The 17,965-nt window shown below is 56.5% G+C and carries 17 protein-coding genes, 2 tRNA genes and 1 pseudogene; 3 read left to right on the top strand and 17 right to left on the bottom strand.

The annotated features are described in order from the left end of the window. Together ACTG39_RS13190 and ACTG39_RS13185 are read left to right on the top strand one after the other, a co-directional pair. Positions 1–200: pseudogene (locus ACTG39_RS13190) on the top strand (NAD-dependent protein deacetylase); the annotation flags it as partial. Continuing rightward, the gene (locus ACTG39_RS13185; protein ID WP_439108031.1) at positions 197–1,645 is read left to right on the top strand and encodes a cryptochrome/photolyase family protein; all 1,449 of its coding nucleotides are present in this window, start codon (positions 197–199) and stop codon (positions 1,643–1,645) included. The pseudogene ACTG39_RS13190 and the gene ACTG39_RS13185, both read left to right, overlap by 4 nt. Here the strand turns inward: ACTG39_RS13185 and ACTG39_RS13180 are convergent. From ACTG39_RS13180 to ACTG39_RS13130, 11 genes are all read right to left on the bottom strand, one after another. After that, on the bottom strand, positions 1,625–2,578 hold the full coding sequence (locus tag ACTG39_RS13180) for an XdhC family protein (protein ID WP_439108030.1): 954 nt from the start codon (positions 2,576–2,578) through the stop codon (positions 1,625–1,627). The two genes, ACTG39_RS13185 and ACTG39_RS13180, sit on opposite strands and share 21 nt — an antisense overlap. Before the next feature lie 24 nt (positions 2,579–2,602). Beyond that, positions 2,603–2,676, bottom strand: a tRNA-Cys gene (locus tag ACTG39_RS13175). A gap of 7 nt (positions 2,677–2,683) precedes the next feature. Then, positions 2,684–2,759 (bottom strand) — tRNA-Gly (locus ACTG39_RS13170). A gap of 77 nt (positions 2,760–2,836) precedes the next feature. Beyond that, positions 2,837–3,406 carry a CDP-diacylglycerol--glycerol-3-phosphate 3-phosphatidyltransferase gene (gene pgsA / locus ACTG39_RS13165; protein ID WP_439108029.1) on the bottom strand — a complete coding sequence of 190 codons (570 nt, stop codon included), beginning with the start codon at positions 3,404–3,406 and terminating at the stop codon, positions 2,837–2,839. 18 nt (positions 3,407–3,424) lie between these two features. Continuing rightward, entirely contained in the window at positions 3,425–5,272 is a 1,848-nt protein-coding gene (gene uvrC, locus ACTG39_RS13160) for an excinuclease ABC subunit UvrC (protein ID WP_439108028.1), read from the bottom strand. Further along, on the bottom strand, positions 5,265–6,320 hold the full coding sequence (gene murB / locus ACTG39_RS13155) for a UDP-N-acetylmuramate dehydrogenase (protein ID WP_439108027.1): 1,056 nt from the start codon (positions 6,318–6,320) through the stop codon (positions 5,265–5,267). Before murB ends, uvrC begins: the two co-directional genes overlap by 8 nt. Continuing rightward, positions 6,274–7,053, bottom strand: coding sequence for a 3-deoxy-manno-octulosonate cytidylyltransferase (gene kdsB / locus ACTG39_RS13150; protein WP_439108026.1), 780 nt, complete (start codon positions 7,051–7,053; stop codon positions 6,274–6,276). Before kdsB ends, murB begins: the two co-directional genes overlap by 47 nt. Next, positions 7,050–8,144, bottom strand: coding sequence for a tetraacyldisaccharide 4'-kinase (lpxK, locus tag ACTG39_RS13145; RefSeq protein ID WP_439108025.1), 1,095 nt, complete (start codon positions 8,142–8,144; stop codon positions 7,050–7,052). The genes kdsB and lpxK overlap by 4 nt, the downstream gene beginning before the upstream one ends. 5 nt (positions 8,145–8,149) lie before the next feature. After that, the gene (locus tag ACTG39_RS13140) at positions 8,150–8,575 is read right to left on the bottom strand and encodes an ExbD/TolR family protein (protein ID WP_439108024.1); all 426 of its coding nucleotides are present in this window, start codon (positions 8,573–8,575) and stop codon (positions 8,150–8,152) included. Beyond that, positions 8,572–9,195: a MotA/TolQ/ExbB proton channel family protein gene (locus tag ACTG39_RS13135; protein WP_439108023.1), complete on the bottom strand. Its 624-nt coding sequence runs from the start codon at positions 9,193–9,195 to the stop codon at positions 8,572–8,574. The genes ACTG39_RS13140 and ACTG39_RS13135 overlap by 4 nt, the downstream gene beginning before the upstream one ends. Before the next feature lie 12 nt (positions 9,196–9,207). After that, positions 9,208–11,691, bottom strand: coding sequence for a DNA internalization-related competence protein ComEC/Rec2 (locus tag ACTG39_RS13130; protein ID WP_439108022.1), 2,484 nt, complete (start codon positions 11,689–11,691; stop codon positions 9,208–9,210). Positions 11,692–11,833: 142 nt separating this feature from the next. Here ACTG39_RS13130 and ACTG39_RS13125 point away from each other — a divergent pair, with 142 nt between their 5' ends. Continuing rightward, positions 11,834–12,331 (top strand): DUF2062 domain-containing protein, encoded by a 498-nt coding sequence (locus tag ACTG39_RS13125; protein WP_439108021.1) that lies wholly within the window; start codon positions 11,834–11,836, stop codon positions 12,329–12,331. On the opposite strand, the gene ACTG39_RS13120 is transcribed toward ACTG39_RS13125, so the two are convergent. The 6 genes from ACTG39_RS13120 to nqrF form a co-directional block, all read right to left on the bottom strand. Continuing rightward, positions 12,319–13,536 (bottom strand): FtsX-like permease family protein, encoded by a 1,218-nt coding sequence (locus ACTG39_RS13120; RefSeq protein WP_439108020.1) that lies wholly within the window; start codon positions 13,534–13,536, stop codon positions 12,319–12,321. The genes ACTG39_RS13125 and ACTG39_RS13120 overlap by 13 nt on opposite strands. Next, complete coding sequence (locus ACTG39_RS13115) at positions 13,533–14,216, bottom strand: ABC transporter ATP-binding protein (protein ID WP_439108019.1); 684 nt, start codon at positions 14,214–14,216, stop codon at positions 13,533–13,535. Before ACTG39_RS13115 ends, ACTG39_RS13120 begins: the two co-directional genes overlap by 4 nt. Further along, positions 14,209–15,468: a lipoprotein-releasing ABC transporter permease subunit gene (locus ACTG39_RS13110; RefSeq protein ID WP_439108018.1), complete on the bottom strand. Its 1,260-nt coding sequence runs from the start codon at positions 15,466–15,468 to the stop codon at positions 14,209–14,211. The genes ACTG39_RS13115 and ACTG39_RS13110 overlap by 8 nt, the downstream gene beginning before the upstream one ends. 19 nt (positions 15,469–15,487) lie before the next feature. Further along, positions 15,488–15,721: a (Na+)-NQR maturation NqrM gene (gene nqrM / locus ACTG39_RS13105; protein ID WP_439108017.1), complete on the bottom strand. Its 234-nt coding sequence runs from the start codon at positions 15,719–15,721 to the stop codon at positions 15,488–15,490. A 47-nt stretch (positions 15,722–15,768) separates the two neighbouring features. Then, complete coding sequence (locus ACTG39_RS13100) at positions 15,769–16,818, bottom strand: FAD:protein FMN transferase (RefSeq protein WP_439108016.1); 1,050 nt, start codon at positions 16,816–16,818, stop codon at positions 15,769–15,771. Between the two features lie 44 nt (positions 16,819–16,862). Beyond that, positions 16,863–17,965, bottom strand: a 1,103-nt coding sequence (gene nqrF / locus ACTG39_RS13095) for an NADH:ubiquinone reductase (Na(+)-transporting) subunit F (RefSeq protein WP_439108015.1), incomplete at its 5' end; no start/stop codon positions are given.

Here is a 17,965-nt window from a genome sequence, read left to right as displayed (position 1 = left end):
AGGTTTACTCAGGATATCGGTTCTGCAAATGGGCTCGTAAAGAGAACAAACCTATTTTTCTAATGAATCCGGGGGAAACCCGTGCAGATGATCTGGCTGAAAAGTGGCGGATTGATGCAGACACAGGACTAGGAGCATTGCTGGAATTCAACGCTCAGCAAGCAACCCACGTAACACCACAAGGAACCACCGCCGCATGAGCGAAACAGCTATTCTCTGGTTCCGGCAGGATCTGAGACTCAATGATCTTCCCGCCCTTCAGGCGGCGAGTCGCGACGATCGAAAAGTTTTGCCGCTCTACATTCTGGACGACGAGACGCCAGGTGATTGGTCTATGGGGGGAGCCAGTCGATGGTGGCTCCACCATAGTCTCTGTTCATTGGCGGCTGATATTGAAGCGCTCGGCGGGCAACTGATTTTGCGCCGCGGAGACGCCAAAAAAATTCTGCAAGAAGTCTGTGAGGCAAGCGGCGCTACTAGCGTATTTTGCAGTCGTCGTTACGAGCCCTGGGCAAGCGAGCAAGAGCTGTTGCTCCACGAAACTCTCGGAGACCATGGCATCGAATTTAAACGCTACGGAGGCACGTTGCTCCATGAGCCCGGTAGCGTTCTCACGCTGGGGGGCGGACCATTCAAAGTCTTCACGCCGTTTTGGCGGGCTTGCCAGAAGCAAGAAGTGGCCCCACCCCTCCCGATGCAATGCGACAGCTGGTCGAACTGGTCGAAGAGCGATGAGCTCGCATCCTGGAACTTATTGCCAACTTCTCCAGACTGGGCCGAATACTGGTTAGATCACTGGACCCCCGGTGAGAACGGCGCGCAGGAACGTCTTCACGGTTTTCTCGACGAAACCGTATCGTCGTACGCCGATCAACGAGATCTTCCTGCGGTAGACGCAACATCCCGCCTCTCTGCCCATTTGCATCACGGTGAAATTTCACCCCGTCAGATTTGGGCCATGTGCGAGCAAAAAAAACTGGAATTGCCCCACACCGCTACAGCAGTGAACAAGTTTCAGGCGGAGATTGGTTGGCGGGAGTTCTCCTACCATCTCCTGCACTTTTTTCCGGCGATACCTCACAGCGCTTTCAAAGAGAACTTCGCAGAATTTCCCTGGCAGCCTGATGAGGAACGCCTCAGGCGCTGGCAGCGAGGAGAAACCGGCTACCCCATCGTGGATGCGGGAATGCGAGAGCTCTGGGCCACGGGGATCATGCACAATCGTGTGCGCATGGTGGTCGCGTCTTTTCTCTGTAAGCACCTGTTACAGCATTGGCGCAAGGGAGAAGAATGGTTCTGGGACACCCTCGTGGACGCGGATTTGGCGAGCAATGGCTGCAGCTGGCAGTGGGTGGCTGGCAGCGGCGCGGACGCTGCGCCGTACTTTCGAATATTCAACCCCGTCACGCAGGGCGAAAAGTTTGATAAGCAAGGTGAGTATGTGCGCCGCTGGGTGCCAGAACTAGCAAAGCTGCCTAACAAGTATGTGCATAAGCCCTGGGAGGCCCCAGAAGACGCTCTCGCGCAAGCAGAGATTAAACTGGGGACTGACTACCCTGAGCCTATTGTGGATCATCGCGAGGCGCGTCAGGCGGCTCTGGATGCCTACCAACAGATCAGGCTATCAAACGCCACGCCGACGTAAGCGAACGAGCTGCGCGATAATCGAGACCGCAATCTCCGGCGGTGTCTTGCTGCCAATATCCAAGCCCACCGGAGCATGCAATCGGTCAATGGCACTTTGAGGAAGCCCCAGCGTCGCTAAACGCTCTTTTCGCTGCTCCGTGGTGCGTAAGGAACCCAGCGCTCCCACGTACCAGGCCTTCGACTCCAGCGCTTCCATAAGCGCCATATCATCAATACGGGGATCGTGGGTAAGCGTTATCACCACAGACTGCGAGTCATCGGCGTGAGCTCTGACAGCATCGTCTGGCATTGCCGACAGCAGCGGCACGTCTGGCCCCCGCCAGTCGGCTCGGGTCTCGTTGCGAGGATCACAAACCAGGACATCGTAGTCGAGTCCGAGTGCGAGTTCCGCAACGCTTGCTGCAAGCTGGCCCGCGCCAACAAGCAGCATTCTTTGCCGTGGACCAAAGCTTTGTTTTAGCTCGCTATCGTCGAAGCTAAGCTCACAAAAACGCTCTAGCAAAGAGAACACGGTCTGCCCGTTAGTTCGATCAACAGTTCGTCGCGCAAGCTGACGGGCGTCCAGGGCGTTTCGCACAGCCTCCAGCCAGCCCTGATCTCTCTCCGGGGTCAGCGCTTGTAGCAATACCGTAAGATGTCCACCGCAGGGTAAACCGAGGCGCGCGTTCTCTTCTGCTGACACGCCATAGCGAAGAACCTGCGGAGCATCTGGGGCAAACTCACCGCTTACAATGCTAGCCAGGAGTTCCTCTTCAACGCAGCCACCGGACAGTGATCCAACCTGAGAGGACGGGGGAAGAAACAAAGCCAGGGAGCCGGCAGGCCGCGGAGAAGAACCGTGCACCGCAACCACTGTCGCTAACCAACAGCTCTGGCCGCGTTCTACCGCGTCGAGCGCGGCACTTAATACTGCGTAGTCTTGCGTCTGCACGTCGCTACGTCATATCACAAAAAATGGAGGCTCGGGTCGGAATCGAACCGGCGTTGACGGATTTGCAATCCGCTGCATAACCACTCTGCCACCGAGCCTAAAACTTGGAGCGGGAAACCGGGTTCGAACCGGCGACCTCAACCTTGGCAAGGTTGCGCTCTACCAACTGAGCTATTCCCGCGGGGATACCCACAGCGATGCGGGACGCGTATTGTAGGGTGTGATTAAAGTGAGTCAAGTTGTAAGCCAATGGGAATCTTACTCGGGGGACTCATCAGACAGTACCCCTTGCGCGGCGCGCAGGTACTGCCACATGGACCATAGCGTAAGCCCGGCGGCGACATACAAAAGCAAGACCCCAAAGGCGAGTATTTCACTCCCATCCCGCTCGGCATCCACGGCGAGGAGCACCACGATAGAGACCATTTGAAACCCGGTCTTGACCTTGCCAATCATCGATACCGCGACCGAGGTGCGCTTACCGAGCTCCGCCATCCACTCTCTTAGCGCCGACACAACAATCTCCCGGCCTATAATCACGCAGGCGGCCAGTGTAAACAGCAAATCATTGTGACGCTCCACCAGCAATACCAGGGCGACAGCGACCATTAGCTTGTCCGCGACGGGATCCAGAAACGCGCCAAAGGGCGTCATTTGTCCCAGCCGTCTGGCTAAATACCCGTCAAACCAGTCAGTTATCGCCGCCACGGCGAAAATGCCCGCGGCCGCCAACAAATGTCCTTCAAAAGGCATATAGAAAACGGCAACCATCACTGGAATCAAGATGATCCGCAGTAAGGTCAAAGAGTTAGGTATGTTTAGGGACACGCGCTCTCACTGTGAAATTCAATCAACCATTCCATGTAAATGGTCGTAAATTGCTTGCGCCATGTTAGCACTGATGCCCGGGATCTTTCGCAGCTCCTCAACACTCGCGTTCTCCACAGCGCCGGCGCTCCCAAAATGACGGAGCAGTTCTCGACGGCGCTTAGCCCCTACCCCGGCGATGGACTCCAGCGATGACTGCCGACGCTGCTTATCCCGGCGATTACGATGGCCCGTTATGGCAAAGCGGTGCGCTTCATCGCGTATCTGTTGGATCAAATGTAAGGCCGGATTGTCCGATGGTAATTGCAGTTCATGTCCACTGTCGCCCAGGATCAGTGTTTCGAAACCCGCTTTACGCGTGGTGCCCTTGGCAACACCGACGACCTCAATGCCGGATACATCGAGATCTTTAAGTACCGATAACGCCTGCGTCACTTGGCCCTTACCACCGTCAATAAGCAAAATATCAGGGAGCGTCGCCCCCTCATCTCGCAGACGTCGGAAGCGCCGAGTGAGTGCCTGATGCATCGCAGCATAATCATCGCCACCCTCGATGCCTTCAATATTGAAGCGACGATAATCTGATTTACGGGCTCCGTTACCATCAAACACCACGCAGGACGCAACGGTAGCTTCGCCACTGCTATGGCTGATATCAAAACACTCTATGCGCTGGGGATGCACCTCCATCTCCAAGGCTTCCTGGAGGGCCTGCAGTCGCTCCTGTACGGTCTGCTTTCCCGCAAGATGCGCGATAAGATTTGTTTCGGCTGTTTGCACTGCAAGTTGCAACCATCTGGCTCGAGCCTCACGAACGCGCTGCCGAAGTACCACCTTACGACCCGCTCGATCACCAAACACTTCACTCAAAGTAGCGGCATTTTCCGGAACATGGCTGAGAATCAACTCCGGGGGAATTCTCTGTTCGCCGTTTAAGTAAAACTGGGGCAAGAACGCTTCTAAGACCTCAGCCTCGGTACTTTCCAAGCGTAGTTTGGGATAAAACGATTTACTGCCCAGAACCCGCGCGTCGCGCACAAAAACGATCTGCAGACAACACTGCCCACCCTCCATAGACGCGGCTATCACGTCGAGATCGCCGTGCCCGCCTTCGATACCCTGAGTATTCTGCACCTGTTGTAAATGCTGAATCTGATCGCGAAGCGCCGCGGCCTTTTCGTAGGCAAGTTCTGCGGCAGCCTGCTCCATGTCATCGGCGAGACGAACCTGCAGCTCCCGGGATTTACCAAGAAGAAAAAGCTCGGTCTTTTCAACCTGCTCTGCATATTCACTCGCAGACACCAGGTCCACACAGGGTGCTGTGCAGCGGTCGATCTGATGCTGCAGGCAGGGCCTGGAGCGGTTGCGAAAGTAACTGTCTTCGCACTGACGCACCTTAAAGACCTTCTGCAGAAAGTGCATAGACTGCCTGACAGCGCCAGCACTCGGGTAAGGCCCAAAGTAACGCCCCTTTTTACGCTTACGTCCGCGATGCACCGCAAGTCGCGGAAATGGGTCTTCACTGGAGAGAAATATGTAGGGGTAAGACTTATCGTCCCGCAGCAGAATATTGTAGGGAGGCTTATGGGTCTTAATCAGATTGTGTTCGAGGAGCAACGCGTCGGCTTCTGTTGATGTCACCGTGACCTGAATATCCCGTATGCGCATTACCAGAGCGACGGTTTTCGAATTCAGTCCTGTATTCCTAAAGTAGCTGCTAACACGACTCTTCAGGTTTCTTGCTTTGCCTACATAAAGCAATTCTCCTGCGGCGTCATACATTTGGTACACACCACAGCGCGTAGTCAGGGTTGCCAGAAACGCCTCGGCATCAAAACGCGGATTGTCCAACTCTGACTCAGCCATAGATACGTGGCTCAGGTTCCAGCATCACCGCAAATCGATGCTGCACGGTATTCTGTACGTGCCTGGCCAACTCAAGGACGTCCCTCTGCAGGGCGGCTCCGTCGGTCACGAGCACCAGGGCGTGAGTCTCAGACATCGATGCCGCGCCATGTCGATAACCCCGCAAACCCGCCCGCTCGATAAGCCAGGCTGCCGACACTTTGGATTGCCCATCGGCAAAGGGGTAGACAGGAACATCGGATTCCGCTGCCTGCAACAGGCGTAGCTGCTCCTCGGAAAGCACCGGGTTTTTAAAAAAGCTTCCCGCGTTAGGTGTTTCACCGGGATCAGGTAAGCGCTCCATGCGCACGGCAACCACCGTCTCAAACACCGCCTGGGGGGTGATAGTTGAGGTGCCGAGACGAGATCGTAGCGCCGGATAATCAGCACGCACCGCTGGCGTTCGCGCCAAGGTCAAATCCACCGCAGTAATCAGAAACCGATCCCGAAGATCCCTCTTGAACACGCTTTCCCGGTAACTAAAGGCGCAGTCTTCTGCGCTGAGTACCTCGGCCGCTCCCGTTTGTAGATTAACCCCATGAACAGCGACGACAAACTCTTCGAACTCCCGTCCGTAGGCGCCGATATTCTGCACTGGCGCCGCGCCCACAAAACCCGGTATGAGCGCCAGGTTTTCCAGCCCATAAAGGCCTTGGTATACGGTTTCTTTAACCAGCGCATGCCACGCTTTGCCGGCACCCACGCGCAGAGTTACCGCATCTCCCAGCTCTTTAATGACGGTGGTCGATGTGTCGGTCACCCTAAGAACCCCGGCTTCCAGTACCGGCGGCAGAACCACGTTACTGCCTTCGCCCAGCGGTGTCAGGGGCAAACCTGACTGTTGCGACCAGTCCATTGCAGGCCGGACATCATCTGCTACGACAACGGGGAAAACTGCCCGCGCAGAGCACGGCAGGCCCAGGGTATTAGAAACCGCTTGGGAAAGCCCCGCAGCCAACACATCACTCACCGGGTTGAGCCGCTCCGCTTGATGCAGAAAAATATTCACGGACCTTGTGCAGATCCTCCGGTGTATCTATTCCACCCGGGACCGCCTCACAGGCTGGCTCGACGTGAATCTCTTCGCCTTTATACAGAGCACGCAGCTGCTCCAGGGACTCTGACTGCTCCATCAGCGCCGGCTGCCAACTCGTATAGCGCCGAAGGAACCCAGCCCGATAGGCATATAAACCGATGTGCCGGTACCACTCACCCTGGGGCATCACAGCTGAATCCCAGGAATAGTCCCGCGGCCAGGGTATGCTCGCGCGACTGAAATACAGCGCCCTTCCATGCTCATCAAAAACCACTTTAACCGCATTGGGATCGCCAAGAACTTCCAGCTCGGTTATCGCCTCGCACAAGGTCGCAATACTCGCAGAAGACTTGCCGCCCAGATTCTGTGCTACCTGATCAATCACCGCCGCTGGAATCAATGGCTCGTCACCCTGCACATTCACCACAATTTGATCGTCAGACAAAGAAAGGAGATCGACCACTTCGGCCAAACGGTCCGTGCCGCTGGTGTGCTCTGCCCGGGTCATCAAACATCGCGCAGCAAAGTCTTTACAGGCTGTTTCTATGCGGGCGTCGTCCGTCGCAATCACCACCTCACTAGCGCCAGATGTCTTGGCCCGCTCCCAGACATGTTGAAGCATCGTCTTACCGGCAATCATCGACAAGGGCTTACCGGGCAACCGGGTTGAGGCGTAACGCGCGGGTATAACCACTACAAAGCTCATACTGAATCTCCGCACTTCTTTGACATGAGCGTGGAATCGGGGTCACCAGATCGCGATGCCTGGGCACCAGACTCAGTGCGAGAAGCCGCAGCTGCTGTCGGCGAAGCCACAGGCATCAAGCCCGCTCGTTGGATCAATTGCTGCACAAACCCCTGAGGGAACTCTGTTTCCATATCCAGGATCCAGGCATCGTCAGGGAGCACTGTTGGGCACTTCACTGCATCCTTGGCCGTCATCACAATAGGAAGGTCGCCCAGGGCTTCGAAATCACTGCCTTCAAACGCCCGGTGATCCACAAAGCGGTGCTCTACGGGTTCCAGCCCCAAAGATCTAAGACCATCAAAAAAACGCTGGGGTTGCGCAATGGCCGCCACGGCATGCACCCTCGGCCCGAAGTCCGGATTTTGTGCAGCGACGGTCTTACCATCCGAAAAACGACGGAACTGCTTCGCGCGATAGTCCGTCCCGGAGTGAGGATCTTGCCCGCCGCGCAGCAAAAAAAAGTCCACATCGGCCAATCGTTTCCGCGGCTCCCGTAATGGACCGACGGGTAATAAGTGTCCGTTACCAAAACCGGTACTTGCGTCACTAGTCACAATTTCGACGTCTCGCTCAAGGGCGTAGTGCTGCAGACCATCATCCGAAACAATGACCTCTGCCCCCAGCTCTACCGCATGCTTTGCCGCAGCAAGACGATCTCGACCGATGCTTACTATCGCCGAGGTACTCTGGGCAATGAGTAATGACTCATCCCCTACCTCGCGATAGTCGCTATCGGCGCTCACCTGCACAACACCCATTGCGGACCCGCCATAGCCTCTACTGACCACAGCGACGCGAACCCCCTGTTCCATCAGTGCCTGGGTAATTCCAATAACCACCGGCGTTTTACCTGTACCGCCCACAGAGATATTGCCGACCACAATCACTGGCACGCCAGGATGCCCGCTCGACAACCAGTGCTTTCGAAAGGCGAGGCGGCGCAGCGCGGTGACTGTCGCAAATAGCCACTCCAGCGGCAGCAAGAGCAGCAGAAACTTTGGGGGCTTGTACCAAGCCCGCTCCAGGGCCAGTGCCATACGATCAAACATGCGCTTCAGGGAGCCTGGGGAGAAGGTTGCACAGACGCAATACTCAAACGACTAAAACCCATTTGACCGGCCGCATCCATGGCTCGCACCACCGACTCGTGAGCCGCCTGGGCGTCAGCGGAAATCACCAGCGGGAGCGTGGTATCACCCTCGGACACTTTGTAGACCGCCGCTTGCAGGGTACGCATGCTTGTGTCCACCAGCGCGCGACCATTGACGCGGTAGTTGCCCGCCTCGTCGATTAGGATCTCCACCTGCTTTTCCACCTCCTCCCGAATCAGGCCGGTCGCTTCAGGCAGGTCTACAGATAGCTGCGTCTCGCGGGTAAAAGTGGTCGATACCATAAAAAAGATAAGCAGCAAAAACACCACATCAATGAGCGGTGTCAGGTTGACGTTCAGTTCTTCACGGCTTTGGCGACGAAACTTCACGCCGGCTTAGGCTCCTCTTCCCGTGCGTGCAGGGCATCCACCAACTTGATCGTCTGCTGCTCCAGTTCGATGACAATGCCATCGATACGTCCGCTGAAATACCGGTGCATCACCAGCGCTGGAATCGCCACACAGAGACCCGCAGCCGTTGTTATCAGTGCTTCAGAAATACCACCGGCCAGCGCACTCGCGTTACCGGTGCCCTGAGACATGATCTCGGCGAACACACGAATCATGCCCACAACCGTGCCCAGCAAACCCAGTAGCGGCGCAATAGCGGCAATGGTGCCCAGCGTGTTCAGATAGCGCTCGAGGTCGTGGACCACGTGCCCAGCGGCCTCCTCGATGCTCTCCTTCATAACATCTCGCCCGTGATGAGCATTAGACAGGCCCGCCGCCAAAATCCTACCCAAGGGCGATGAATCTCTGAGGTTTCGCAGCTTCGCGGCATCCAATTCACCGGCTTTGAGCTGCTTCCACACATTTGCGAGCAAGTGTGGGGGGGCAATTCGGCGACGATTGAGCACATAGGTTCTTTCTACGCAGATGGCGATTGCCACAACGGAGCAGGCAACAATGATAATCATCAGCCAGCCGCCGGCGGTTATGAGTTCCAGCACTGTGGGGCTCCTCTAGGTAGTCGACCGATTATACCTGCGGATGGCCTCACGGGGAGAAAGACAGTCTGCTTGAAAATCACCATGCCGCCAAAATGGTGTGCGGCGGTTTCGCGCTGCGTGGCAACGGATCTCTCCATCGGGACGGATACGCAAGCTTATCGCACCGAGAAAGGCCGTACTGAGCACCTTAGTGCCTAGTACTTTGGCGTCCTCAGCTAATCTAGGCGCCGGGTGGCCAAAACGATTGGCACGGCCTGCCGTCGCAATCACCAGGCCCGGTGCCAGAGACCGTAGCCACAGGCGGCTGTTTGAACTAGCCGAGCCATGGTGGCCGGCCAGAAGAACATCGGCTTTTAGGGCTTTTCCCCAATAGCTGAGCAACATCCGCTCTCGTCGAGAGTCGATATCCCCGGGCAACAGGATCTGTCGACCAAAAGCGGAAATCAGCAGCACGCAGGATGCATTGTTGTCGCTATCGCCCGGCAGCCGCTGAGAAAGGTAGCGCAGAACAACATCAGGGCCGAACTGTCGGGTTTCTCCCAAACGGCACTCAGTCGCCGCGCCATCTGCGACCCCGCGGCGAATCTGGTTAGGCGGTGCTCGCTCTCGGACAATTGCCTCACCGCCATCATGATCATGATCCGGGTGACTGATCACCAGAGCATCCAATTCTCGAATACCATAAGTATGAAACATCGGAAGTATCGCGCGCGCGGCGCTTGGAACACCCGCGGGAGGACCACCACCCGTATCGTACAGAAGAAATTTTTCGCCGTTTCTGAGTAAAACCGCCGTGCCCTGCCCGACATCAAAAAACACCAGCTCTACGGAGCGACTTGTTGCAAGTCGTTGACCCAATGCCAGGGGACTCATTAACAAACAAATAATCAGCCATTTCGAAGGGAAAGCCGGCAAAGCTCCCAGAAGCACAGCCGCTAACGCCAGCAGCAGTCCCAAGGCGCTTGACCCTCCACGCACCACACTCCATTCAACGACGGTCGACTCCCAGTACCCCATGCCCGACCACAAGAGGCCAAGAGCATGCCCCGCGCCTTGAAGAAGGATTTCAGACAGTCCGTCCAGCATCGGAGCCAAGACGAGAGAACTAAGCAGCAAAGGCACCACTACCAGGGTGGTCAGCGGTATCGCGACAAGATTGATCACGCCCCCAACGCTGCTGGCCTCTTGAAACCAATACAGCCCTAAAGGAAACATCGCGACAAGCATGTAGCCCTGCGCACTCCAGAGCTCTCGTAACCATCCTGCGCGAGGTCGCCAGGTAGCTGACCAAAGCAATAGCCCAACCGCTCCGATGGTCAGCCAAAAGCTTGCGCTCAAAATACTTAATGGGTTGATTGCGAACAGCGCGATTCCTGCCACAGGGAGAACATGGGCGGAGTGCACGGTTCGAGAGAATATTCTGGGGAGCATCAGCAAACTCAGCATTAGCAAGGCCCGCTGTGCCGGAATCTCAAACCCGGACAGTAAGCCGTATCCCCCGGCCACCAATAAAGCCAAGATTGCAGGTAAGGCACTACTGAGACGCCGTGACCTGGTAACTAAGGACAATACTCGTGCGAGCACCACTCCCAGGTACCATCCGGGGAGCGCCAGCATCGTCACGTGCATCCCCGATATGACCATGAGGTGAGTGAGGCCAAAAAAGCGCAAGCGCTCCCAGGTGTCCGCCGTCATTGATCGTCGATCACCTACCGCCAAGGCAGCAAGGAGGCCCCCTATGTCTCCTAAAACCGTCTTGCGTATGGAGCTCGATATCTGCTCTCTCAGACGATCGAGCCTCGCGTCGACGGCTAGGGAGGTACTTTCGGGATTCGATATCTTGCTAAGGGACGTAAGTGATCCAACGGCGTGGACTCCGTCAATCAAATAGGTCTTTTCTCCGGTCTTTGCTGCGGGGTTCACCATTCCCCACGGTCGTCGAAGCCGAGCCTCAAACACTATGCGCGAGCCGGGTTGCAGTGCGGCCTCGGTCGCCTCGCTAATGTTCTGACTTGCCAGAGATTCAGAACTGACATCGCCAACGCTTAAAACACTCTCGTTGGTATAGAGACGAAGGCGAACGGGGCCCTCACAGCGCTGAGGTCTGATAGTGCGAACCTGAACTTCAAAGCGATAGCTACTCATGGCCCCGGGGGTAACATGGATCAGGCCGTCGATGTCTCCGTCCACGGAGAGCTTCTGGCGTTCACACTCCGGGGGTAGTAACCGCTCCTCCCACCTCGCCGCCGCTAAAAAAACGAGCAATGCACCAAGTAGCGCCGCGGCGAAAGACGCTGTAAGAGGCGTAAGTTGCGCAGTCACTGGGGCCTTACCCGAACGCGCTGCACGCTGCCTGGCCCATAGCATCCAAAATGCCAAGCCACACAGCGTCGCGACGACGATCTCCAGATGTCGAAGTAAGGGCAGCACTGGCACTTGGATGGCTGCCGCGCCCCCTCCGATGAAGAGCAACAAAAGAAAAAACGGCGCTACCATCGTATGGCCACCAACGGCATAATGCCTGGCACGTTTTGGGCGTCTTTAAATCAGCCGGTGTTGCAGTGAAGCACGACAACTTTCCTACACGAACAGCATTTCCGGTCAGATAACAGTGCCGAGAAAAACGCTGAAATCGCTAATGCCGTCCCCCGCCCGACTCCGCAAGATTGGCGTTTTGGACTTCCTTGGAGAGTGGGTATACGCCAGTAACCTTTGGCACATCAATCGTTACTCCGCGTCGATGGCTTTTTTTGTTGGCTTGTTCCTCGCCTTTATACCCGTACCCGGACAAATGGTTCTCGCAGCTTTAGGGGCGGTGCTGCTGCGCTGTAATCTACCGATTTCGGTGGGACTTGTATGGCTTACCAACCCCCTGACGGTGCCGGCAATTTTTTTCCTCGCCTATCAGGTTGGCGCACTCATCATCGACGTGCCAATAAAAGAAGTGGAGTTTGTACTCAGCATTCAATGGATCGAGGAAGAGTTGATTCGAATATGGCGCCCGCTGCTTGCAGGCTGCCTGCTCTGCGGTTTGTTCTTTGGCAGTCTTGGCTACTTTGTTGTTAATGTACTGTGGCGTATTCGTGTTGCCCGGCAATGGAAAAAACGCAAGAAGCGCCGCGCTCAGATGTCCTGATGCAATACGCTGGCTGGCTGAAGTCGCGCCGCTCGCAACGCCGGATATAGTGCTGCAAGGACGCACATCACAATAGCGGTTCCCGCAATCAGCAGCACATCTTCTCCCCTCAAATCGACGGGGACAAATGACACCGGGTAAACATCGGTGCTCAAGAACCTGAAACGCAAACCCTGCTCAAGCGCTGCAACAATCGCCGGTAGAGCGCCGCTCAGGGCAGCACCCAAGGCACAGCCCAGCGCCGACCCGATAACGCCAATGATAAGACCCTGAGCGATAAAGATAGACGCCATATTGCGAGGGGTAGCACCGAGGGTGCGCATAATCGCGATGGCACCACGCTGATCAATGACAATCAACACCAGGGCCGACACCACATTGAACGCTGCCACACCAATAATCGAAGTCAGCAGTAACACCACTAAGTCCCGGGACAGCTGAATAGCCGCGTAGAGATTACCGTGGGTCATGCGCCAGGTCGTGGCGTAACTCCCCGGCGAGAGCTCCCGTCGCAACTGTGGCAGCAATTCTTCCACGGCAAACGGGTCGGCGTAGCGCAACTGCAAGCCACTGATACCACCCTCGAGGCCCGCCAAATTCGACGCCTGAGCGAGAGACATAAGTGCCAGGGTTTCATCCAACTCGGTACCCGTGTCCACCACTGACACGACATCAAGACGCTCAGTAACGATATCCGTGCGCCGCCCTCCACCTCGCGGCGGGACAATGATGGTGATGCTGTCACCCGGTACTACGCCCAATCGCTCCGCCACCGAATCACCCAGAATGAGTCCCCTTAGATCGCGCAACTCCGGCAAATCCCGCATAGCCGGCGTTACGGCGGGCATAGACTCCAAACCCAATCCCGATACAGACACCACGTCACGGCCACGAACGGCCATACCGTCAAAACTCACAAAGGGCGTCACGCTGTTAAGTCCGGGTAACACCCGCAAATTTTTCGCAAGGGCGAACTCTGCTCCACCGTCAGTGGGCGTATGCACCGTTACATGCGGCACGAGAGCCAAAATGCGTTCACGCATCTCGCGTTCAAACCCATTCATGACTGACAAAACGGTGAGCAACAGCGCGGTCCCCAGAATTAAGCCTGTCATAGACACACTGGCCATAAACACAGAGAGGTGCCCTCTCCCAAACGCCAGGGTGTAACGAAGCGCGATACGCAATGTTTCTCCCAGGGTCACTGAACAACTTCCAAGCGACCGCCAGTCAACCGCAATACCCGCTGCATACGTCCTGCCACATTCAGGTCGTGGGTGACGACAACAAATGCGCTCTGTGTCTCGCGAAGCTTCTCGATGAGTTCCAGCACTTGCTGAGCGGCCTCCGGATCCAGGTTACCCGTCGGCTCATCCATAAGAACGCAGCGAGGACTGTTGATTAGGCTTCGAGCTATAGCCACGCGCTGTCGCTCGCCGCCGGATAGCTGCCCGGGGCGATGGGTGCTGCGGTCACTTAGTCCCACGGCTTCAAGCATCTCTGCGGCGGCCGCCTGAGCCGCTCGCCGGGAGACTCCGCCGATTAACTGTGGCATTGCTACATTTTCGAGCGCTGAAAACTCGGGGAGCAGATGATGAAATTGATACACAAAACCCAGGTGTTGGTTGCGCCACGACGCCAGCTGGCTCTCGGACATCCCCGCCAGGTTTTTGCCCGCCAGAGCAACCTCGCCGGCAGTCACCTGATCAAGCCCACCCAGCAGGTTTAACAGTGTCGACTTGCCAGAACCGGAGGCTCCTATTACCGCGACTTTCTCCCCGGCGCTCAGGGCAAAATCCACGCCACGGAGCACCGTGACGCGAGACGCGCCGTCTTCGTAACTCTTGTGCACATCGCTACAGCGCAGCGCCAGCGAATCATTCATAGCGTAAAACCTCGGCGGGCGCGATGCGACTGGCACGCCATGCGGGATAAATGGCTGCGATCACACTCAGTACCGTCGCAGCCCCTCCTACCATGACAACATCTGACCAAAGAAGTTGTGATGGTAATCGAGAGATAAAGTAAACGGAGGGGTCGAATATTCTCGCCCCCATAAGTCGTTCAAAGAAATCCACGACATCTGCGACGTAAATCGACAGTAAGACACCGCTTAGCGTTCCTGCCAGAACACCCAGAAGTGCCAGAGCCAGACCCTGAGTGAGAAAAATTCTGGAGATGCCCAAAGGCGTGGCACCCATAGTGCGCAGTACCGCAATGTCCCGACGCTTTTCTGTGACCGCCATAACCAGCGTTGAGACCACGTTGAACGCTGCAACAAGAACCACTCCCAGGAGCAAAATACTCACGGTGATTTTTTCCATGCGGATGGCGCGAAACAGGGATCCCTGAGTTTCACTCCAAGGGCGATAGACACCTCGGTCTTTAACGATCGAATCCAGAGACTCTCCAAGTTTCGGCGCACTCATGAGATCGCGGGTCTTCAATTGCAGGCCGCGTGTTCCGCCCTGTTTGAGCAGGCGCTGCGCCGTAGACAGCGATAGGTACGCGAGCACGCTGTCCTGCTGGGCACCCACCTCGAAAAGCCCAACCACCGTCAACAGCCGCGATCTTGGAAACAAGCCCAGAGGGGTCGTACTGACTTGGGGCAGAACTATACGTACCTCGTCCCCCGGAATCACACCGAGCATGCGCGCGAGGGACGCTCCAAGAATGACGCTAAAATCCGTTTCAAGATCACGCAGGCGGCCGCTGATAAGGAAGGTCTCAAGATCTGTCAGCGCCGACTGTTGCTCAAGATCAATCCCGGTAAGTACCGCACCTTGTTGACGGTAGGGACCCGAAAAAAGCACGGTTTCCCGGATAAATGGCGCAACGGCAAGCACATCCGGATGAGCCAACAGGGCTGACGACAGACTAGCGGTGACCGCCTCGCTATCAGGCGTCTGCGCCGGATATTGATTAAGCGTTTGCTCTACATAGGCGTGGGGGATCAGAGCAAGAATACGACCGCGCAACTCACCCGCGAAACCGTTCATGACAGAGAGCACGGTGATAAGACTGGCGACACCGAGCATCATGCCCAGCATGGAGGCCATAGATACCAAAGCGGTAAAGCGCGAACGCTGACGACTGAAGCCGTAGCGCAGCCCCAGAAAGCGTGTGTACGAGGCCATGAATCAACGAGGCAAGGGTTTACTTGGTGGCGTCGTAGAACCGACGATCACTGTCGGAGGACGCTTCGTCAGCGCTGTCGGATTGCTCCTTACAGAGACTGGGATCGTCGCCGCAGATCTCACAGCGGCCTTCTATGCCAACGGCTGACAGCCCGCCACAGGAACCTTTTAGAGGACCGCGCCCGGCCATGGCACCAATAGCCATCCCGGCCATAATCAGACCCATCACGAGAAATGCGAGAACAAAAACCATAACAACTCCACTCTGACGATCGCGCGTCGCAAAGGCGACCGTTCTCTCTAGGGACTCTCCCCTGCCTGCGTATTCTGCCTGTAGGCTTCAAACGCCGGGGTGTAGTGTACCTCAAGCGCCTCCTCACCCCGAGCGACAAAATGTGCAGCAATACCCTGACTCTTCGCCAGTTGGAGCGCAGCATCCAGGCCCAACACCAGTAGCGCCGTAGCGAGCGCGTCAGCAGTCATACACTCCCTGTGGACCACCGTCACGGAAACCAGTTCATGCGCCACGGGGTAGCCACTTCGCGGATCTACGAGATGGGAATAGCGGCGCCCCTCATATTCGAAATAATTTCGGTAATCGCCGGAGGTTGCCACTGCGGCATCGCTCACCGCCAGCGCCTCGATAAACCGGCTTTGCGAGGGATCTGGAGACTCTACTGCAAGACGCCAGAGGCCTCCTTCGGGGCGCTGTCCCCTGGCCCGCAGTTCGCCACCAATCTCGACCAGACTGTCTACCACACCGCGCGCGGCAAGCATGTCCGAGAGCTGATCAACCGCGTAGCCCTTAGCGATAGACGACAGGTCCACTTCAACCCCGGCAGGACGACTAAGCGTCGAGGCCTCGGCGTTCCAGGACAGGCGATGTGCGCCAACGAATACCATAGCCGCCTGAATCTGAGCCTCCGTCGGCGGAACGGGTTCACGCGTCCTGGCACCAAAACCCCAAAGCTCTACCAAGGGCCTCACGGTGACGTCATAAGCTCCATCAGTAAGCCCCCCTACAGACAAAGCCGCATCCAGAACCGTGGAAAATCGTGAGGAGAGGAGTACGGAGGATTCATCGGGACTACTATTGAGGAGCGAAATTTCCGACTCCGGAATATAGGTCGACAGCGTTTGATTGATGGCGAGGAGCTCGGTCTCTATTAGCGTCTGCAACTCCTCAGCACTCACTCCCGGGCCGTCCTGCTCAGGCTCACTGTAGATCACAGACCATGTTGTGCCCATGGTGCCACCCTTAAGCACCACTCGGCTCGGACGATCAGCGCAGGACGACAGCAGGAAAACCGCCAATAAGGCGGTTATCGCGATACGAAAATTATGATGCATAGCGTTGTGCAGGAGGTGGCTCGAATCCGAGCCTGCCGCTGCCCTTACCCGCCGAAGTCATCCAGCATGATGTTCTCGGGCTCTACGCCGAGGTCAGTCAGCATTTTGATCACCGCTGCATTCATCATGGGGGGGCCGCACATGTAGTACTCGCAGTCCTCAGGAGCGGGATGATCCTTAAGATACTCCTCGAAGAGCACGTTATGGATGAATCCGGTTAACCCATCCCAGTTATCTTCGGGCTGCGGATCAGAGAGGGCCACGTGCCAATCAAAGTTCTCATTATCTGCAGCGAGGCCGTCGTAATCCTCGACGTAAAACATCTCGCGAAGGGAGCGAGCGCCGTACCAGAAGGAGATCTTACGCTTGCTGCCAAGACGCTTGAGCTGGTCAAAAATGTGCGAGCGCATGGGAGCCATGCCTGCACCACCGCCGATGAACACCATTTCAGCATCACTATCTTTCGCGAAGAACTCCCCAAAGGGTCCATACACCGTAACCTTGTCACCGGGCTTAAGACCAAACACCCAGGAGGACATTTGCCCCGGCGCTATACCCTCGCTGCCCGGAGGCGGCGTGGCGATTCGAATATTGAACTTCACCACGCCCTTTTCTTCGGGGTAGTTAGCCATGGAATAGGCGCGAATAACGGTCTCGTCCACCTTGGATGACATCTTGAAAAAGCCGAAACGCTCCCAGTCACCGCGATATTCTTCATCGACGTCAAAGTCGCCGTAGTTAACCAGATGAGGGGGACATTCGAGCTGCACATAGCCGCCCGCACGGAAGTCCACACTTTCGCCCTCAGGAAGACGCAGCGTCAGCTCTTTAATAAACGTCGCTACATTAGGGTTGCTCTCGACGGTGCATTCCCACTGTTTTACGCCAAACACCTCTTCGGGCACCTGGATTTTCATATCCTGCTTGACCGCAGTCTGGCAAGAGAGACGCCAGCCATCCGTTGCATCGCGACGGGTAAAGTGGGACTCCTCGGTGGGCAGCATCGAGCCACCCCCTTCAGTGACGATGCACTTACACTGCGCGCAGGTACCACCGCCTCCGCAGGCCGACGCCAGGAACACATTGGCTTCAGAGAGCGTCTGAAGAAGCTTGCCACCGGCGGGCACAGTAATATTGCGCTCACCGT

This window comes from Congregibacter sp. (assembly GCF_965662665.1).
Classification (GTDB): Bacteria; Pseudomonadota; Gammaproteobacteria; order Pseudomonadales; family Halieaceae; genus Congregibacter.
Note: the sequence above shows the minus strand (reverse complement) of the source record. Positions and strands in the feature narration are given on the sequence as shown.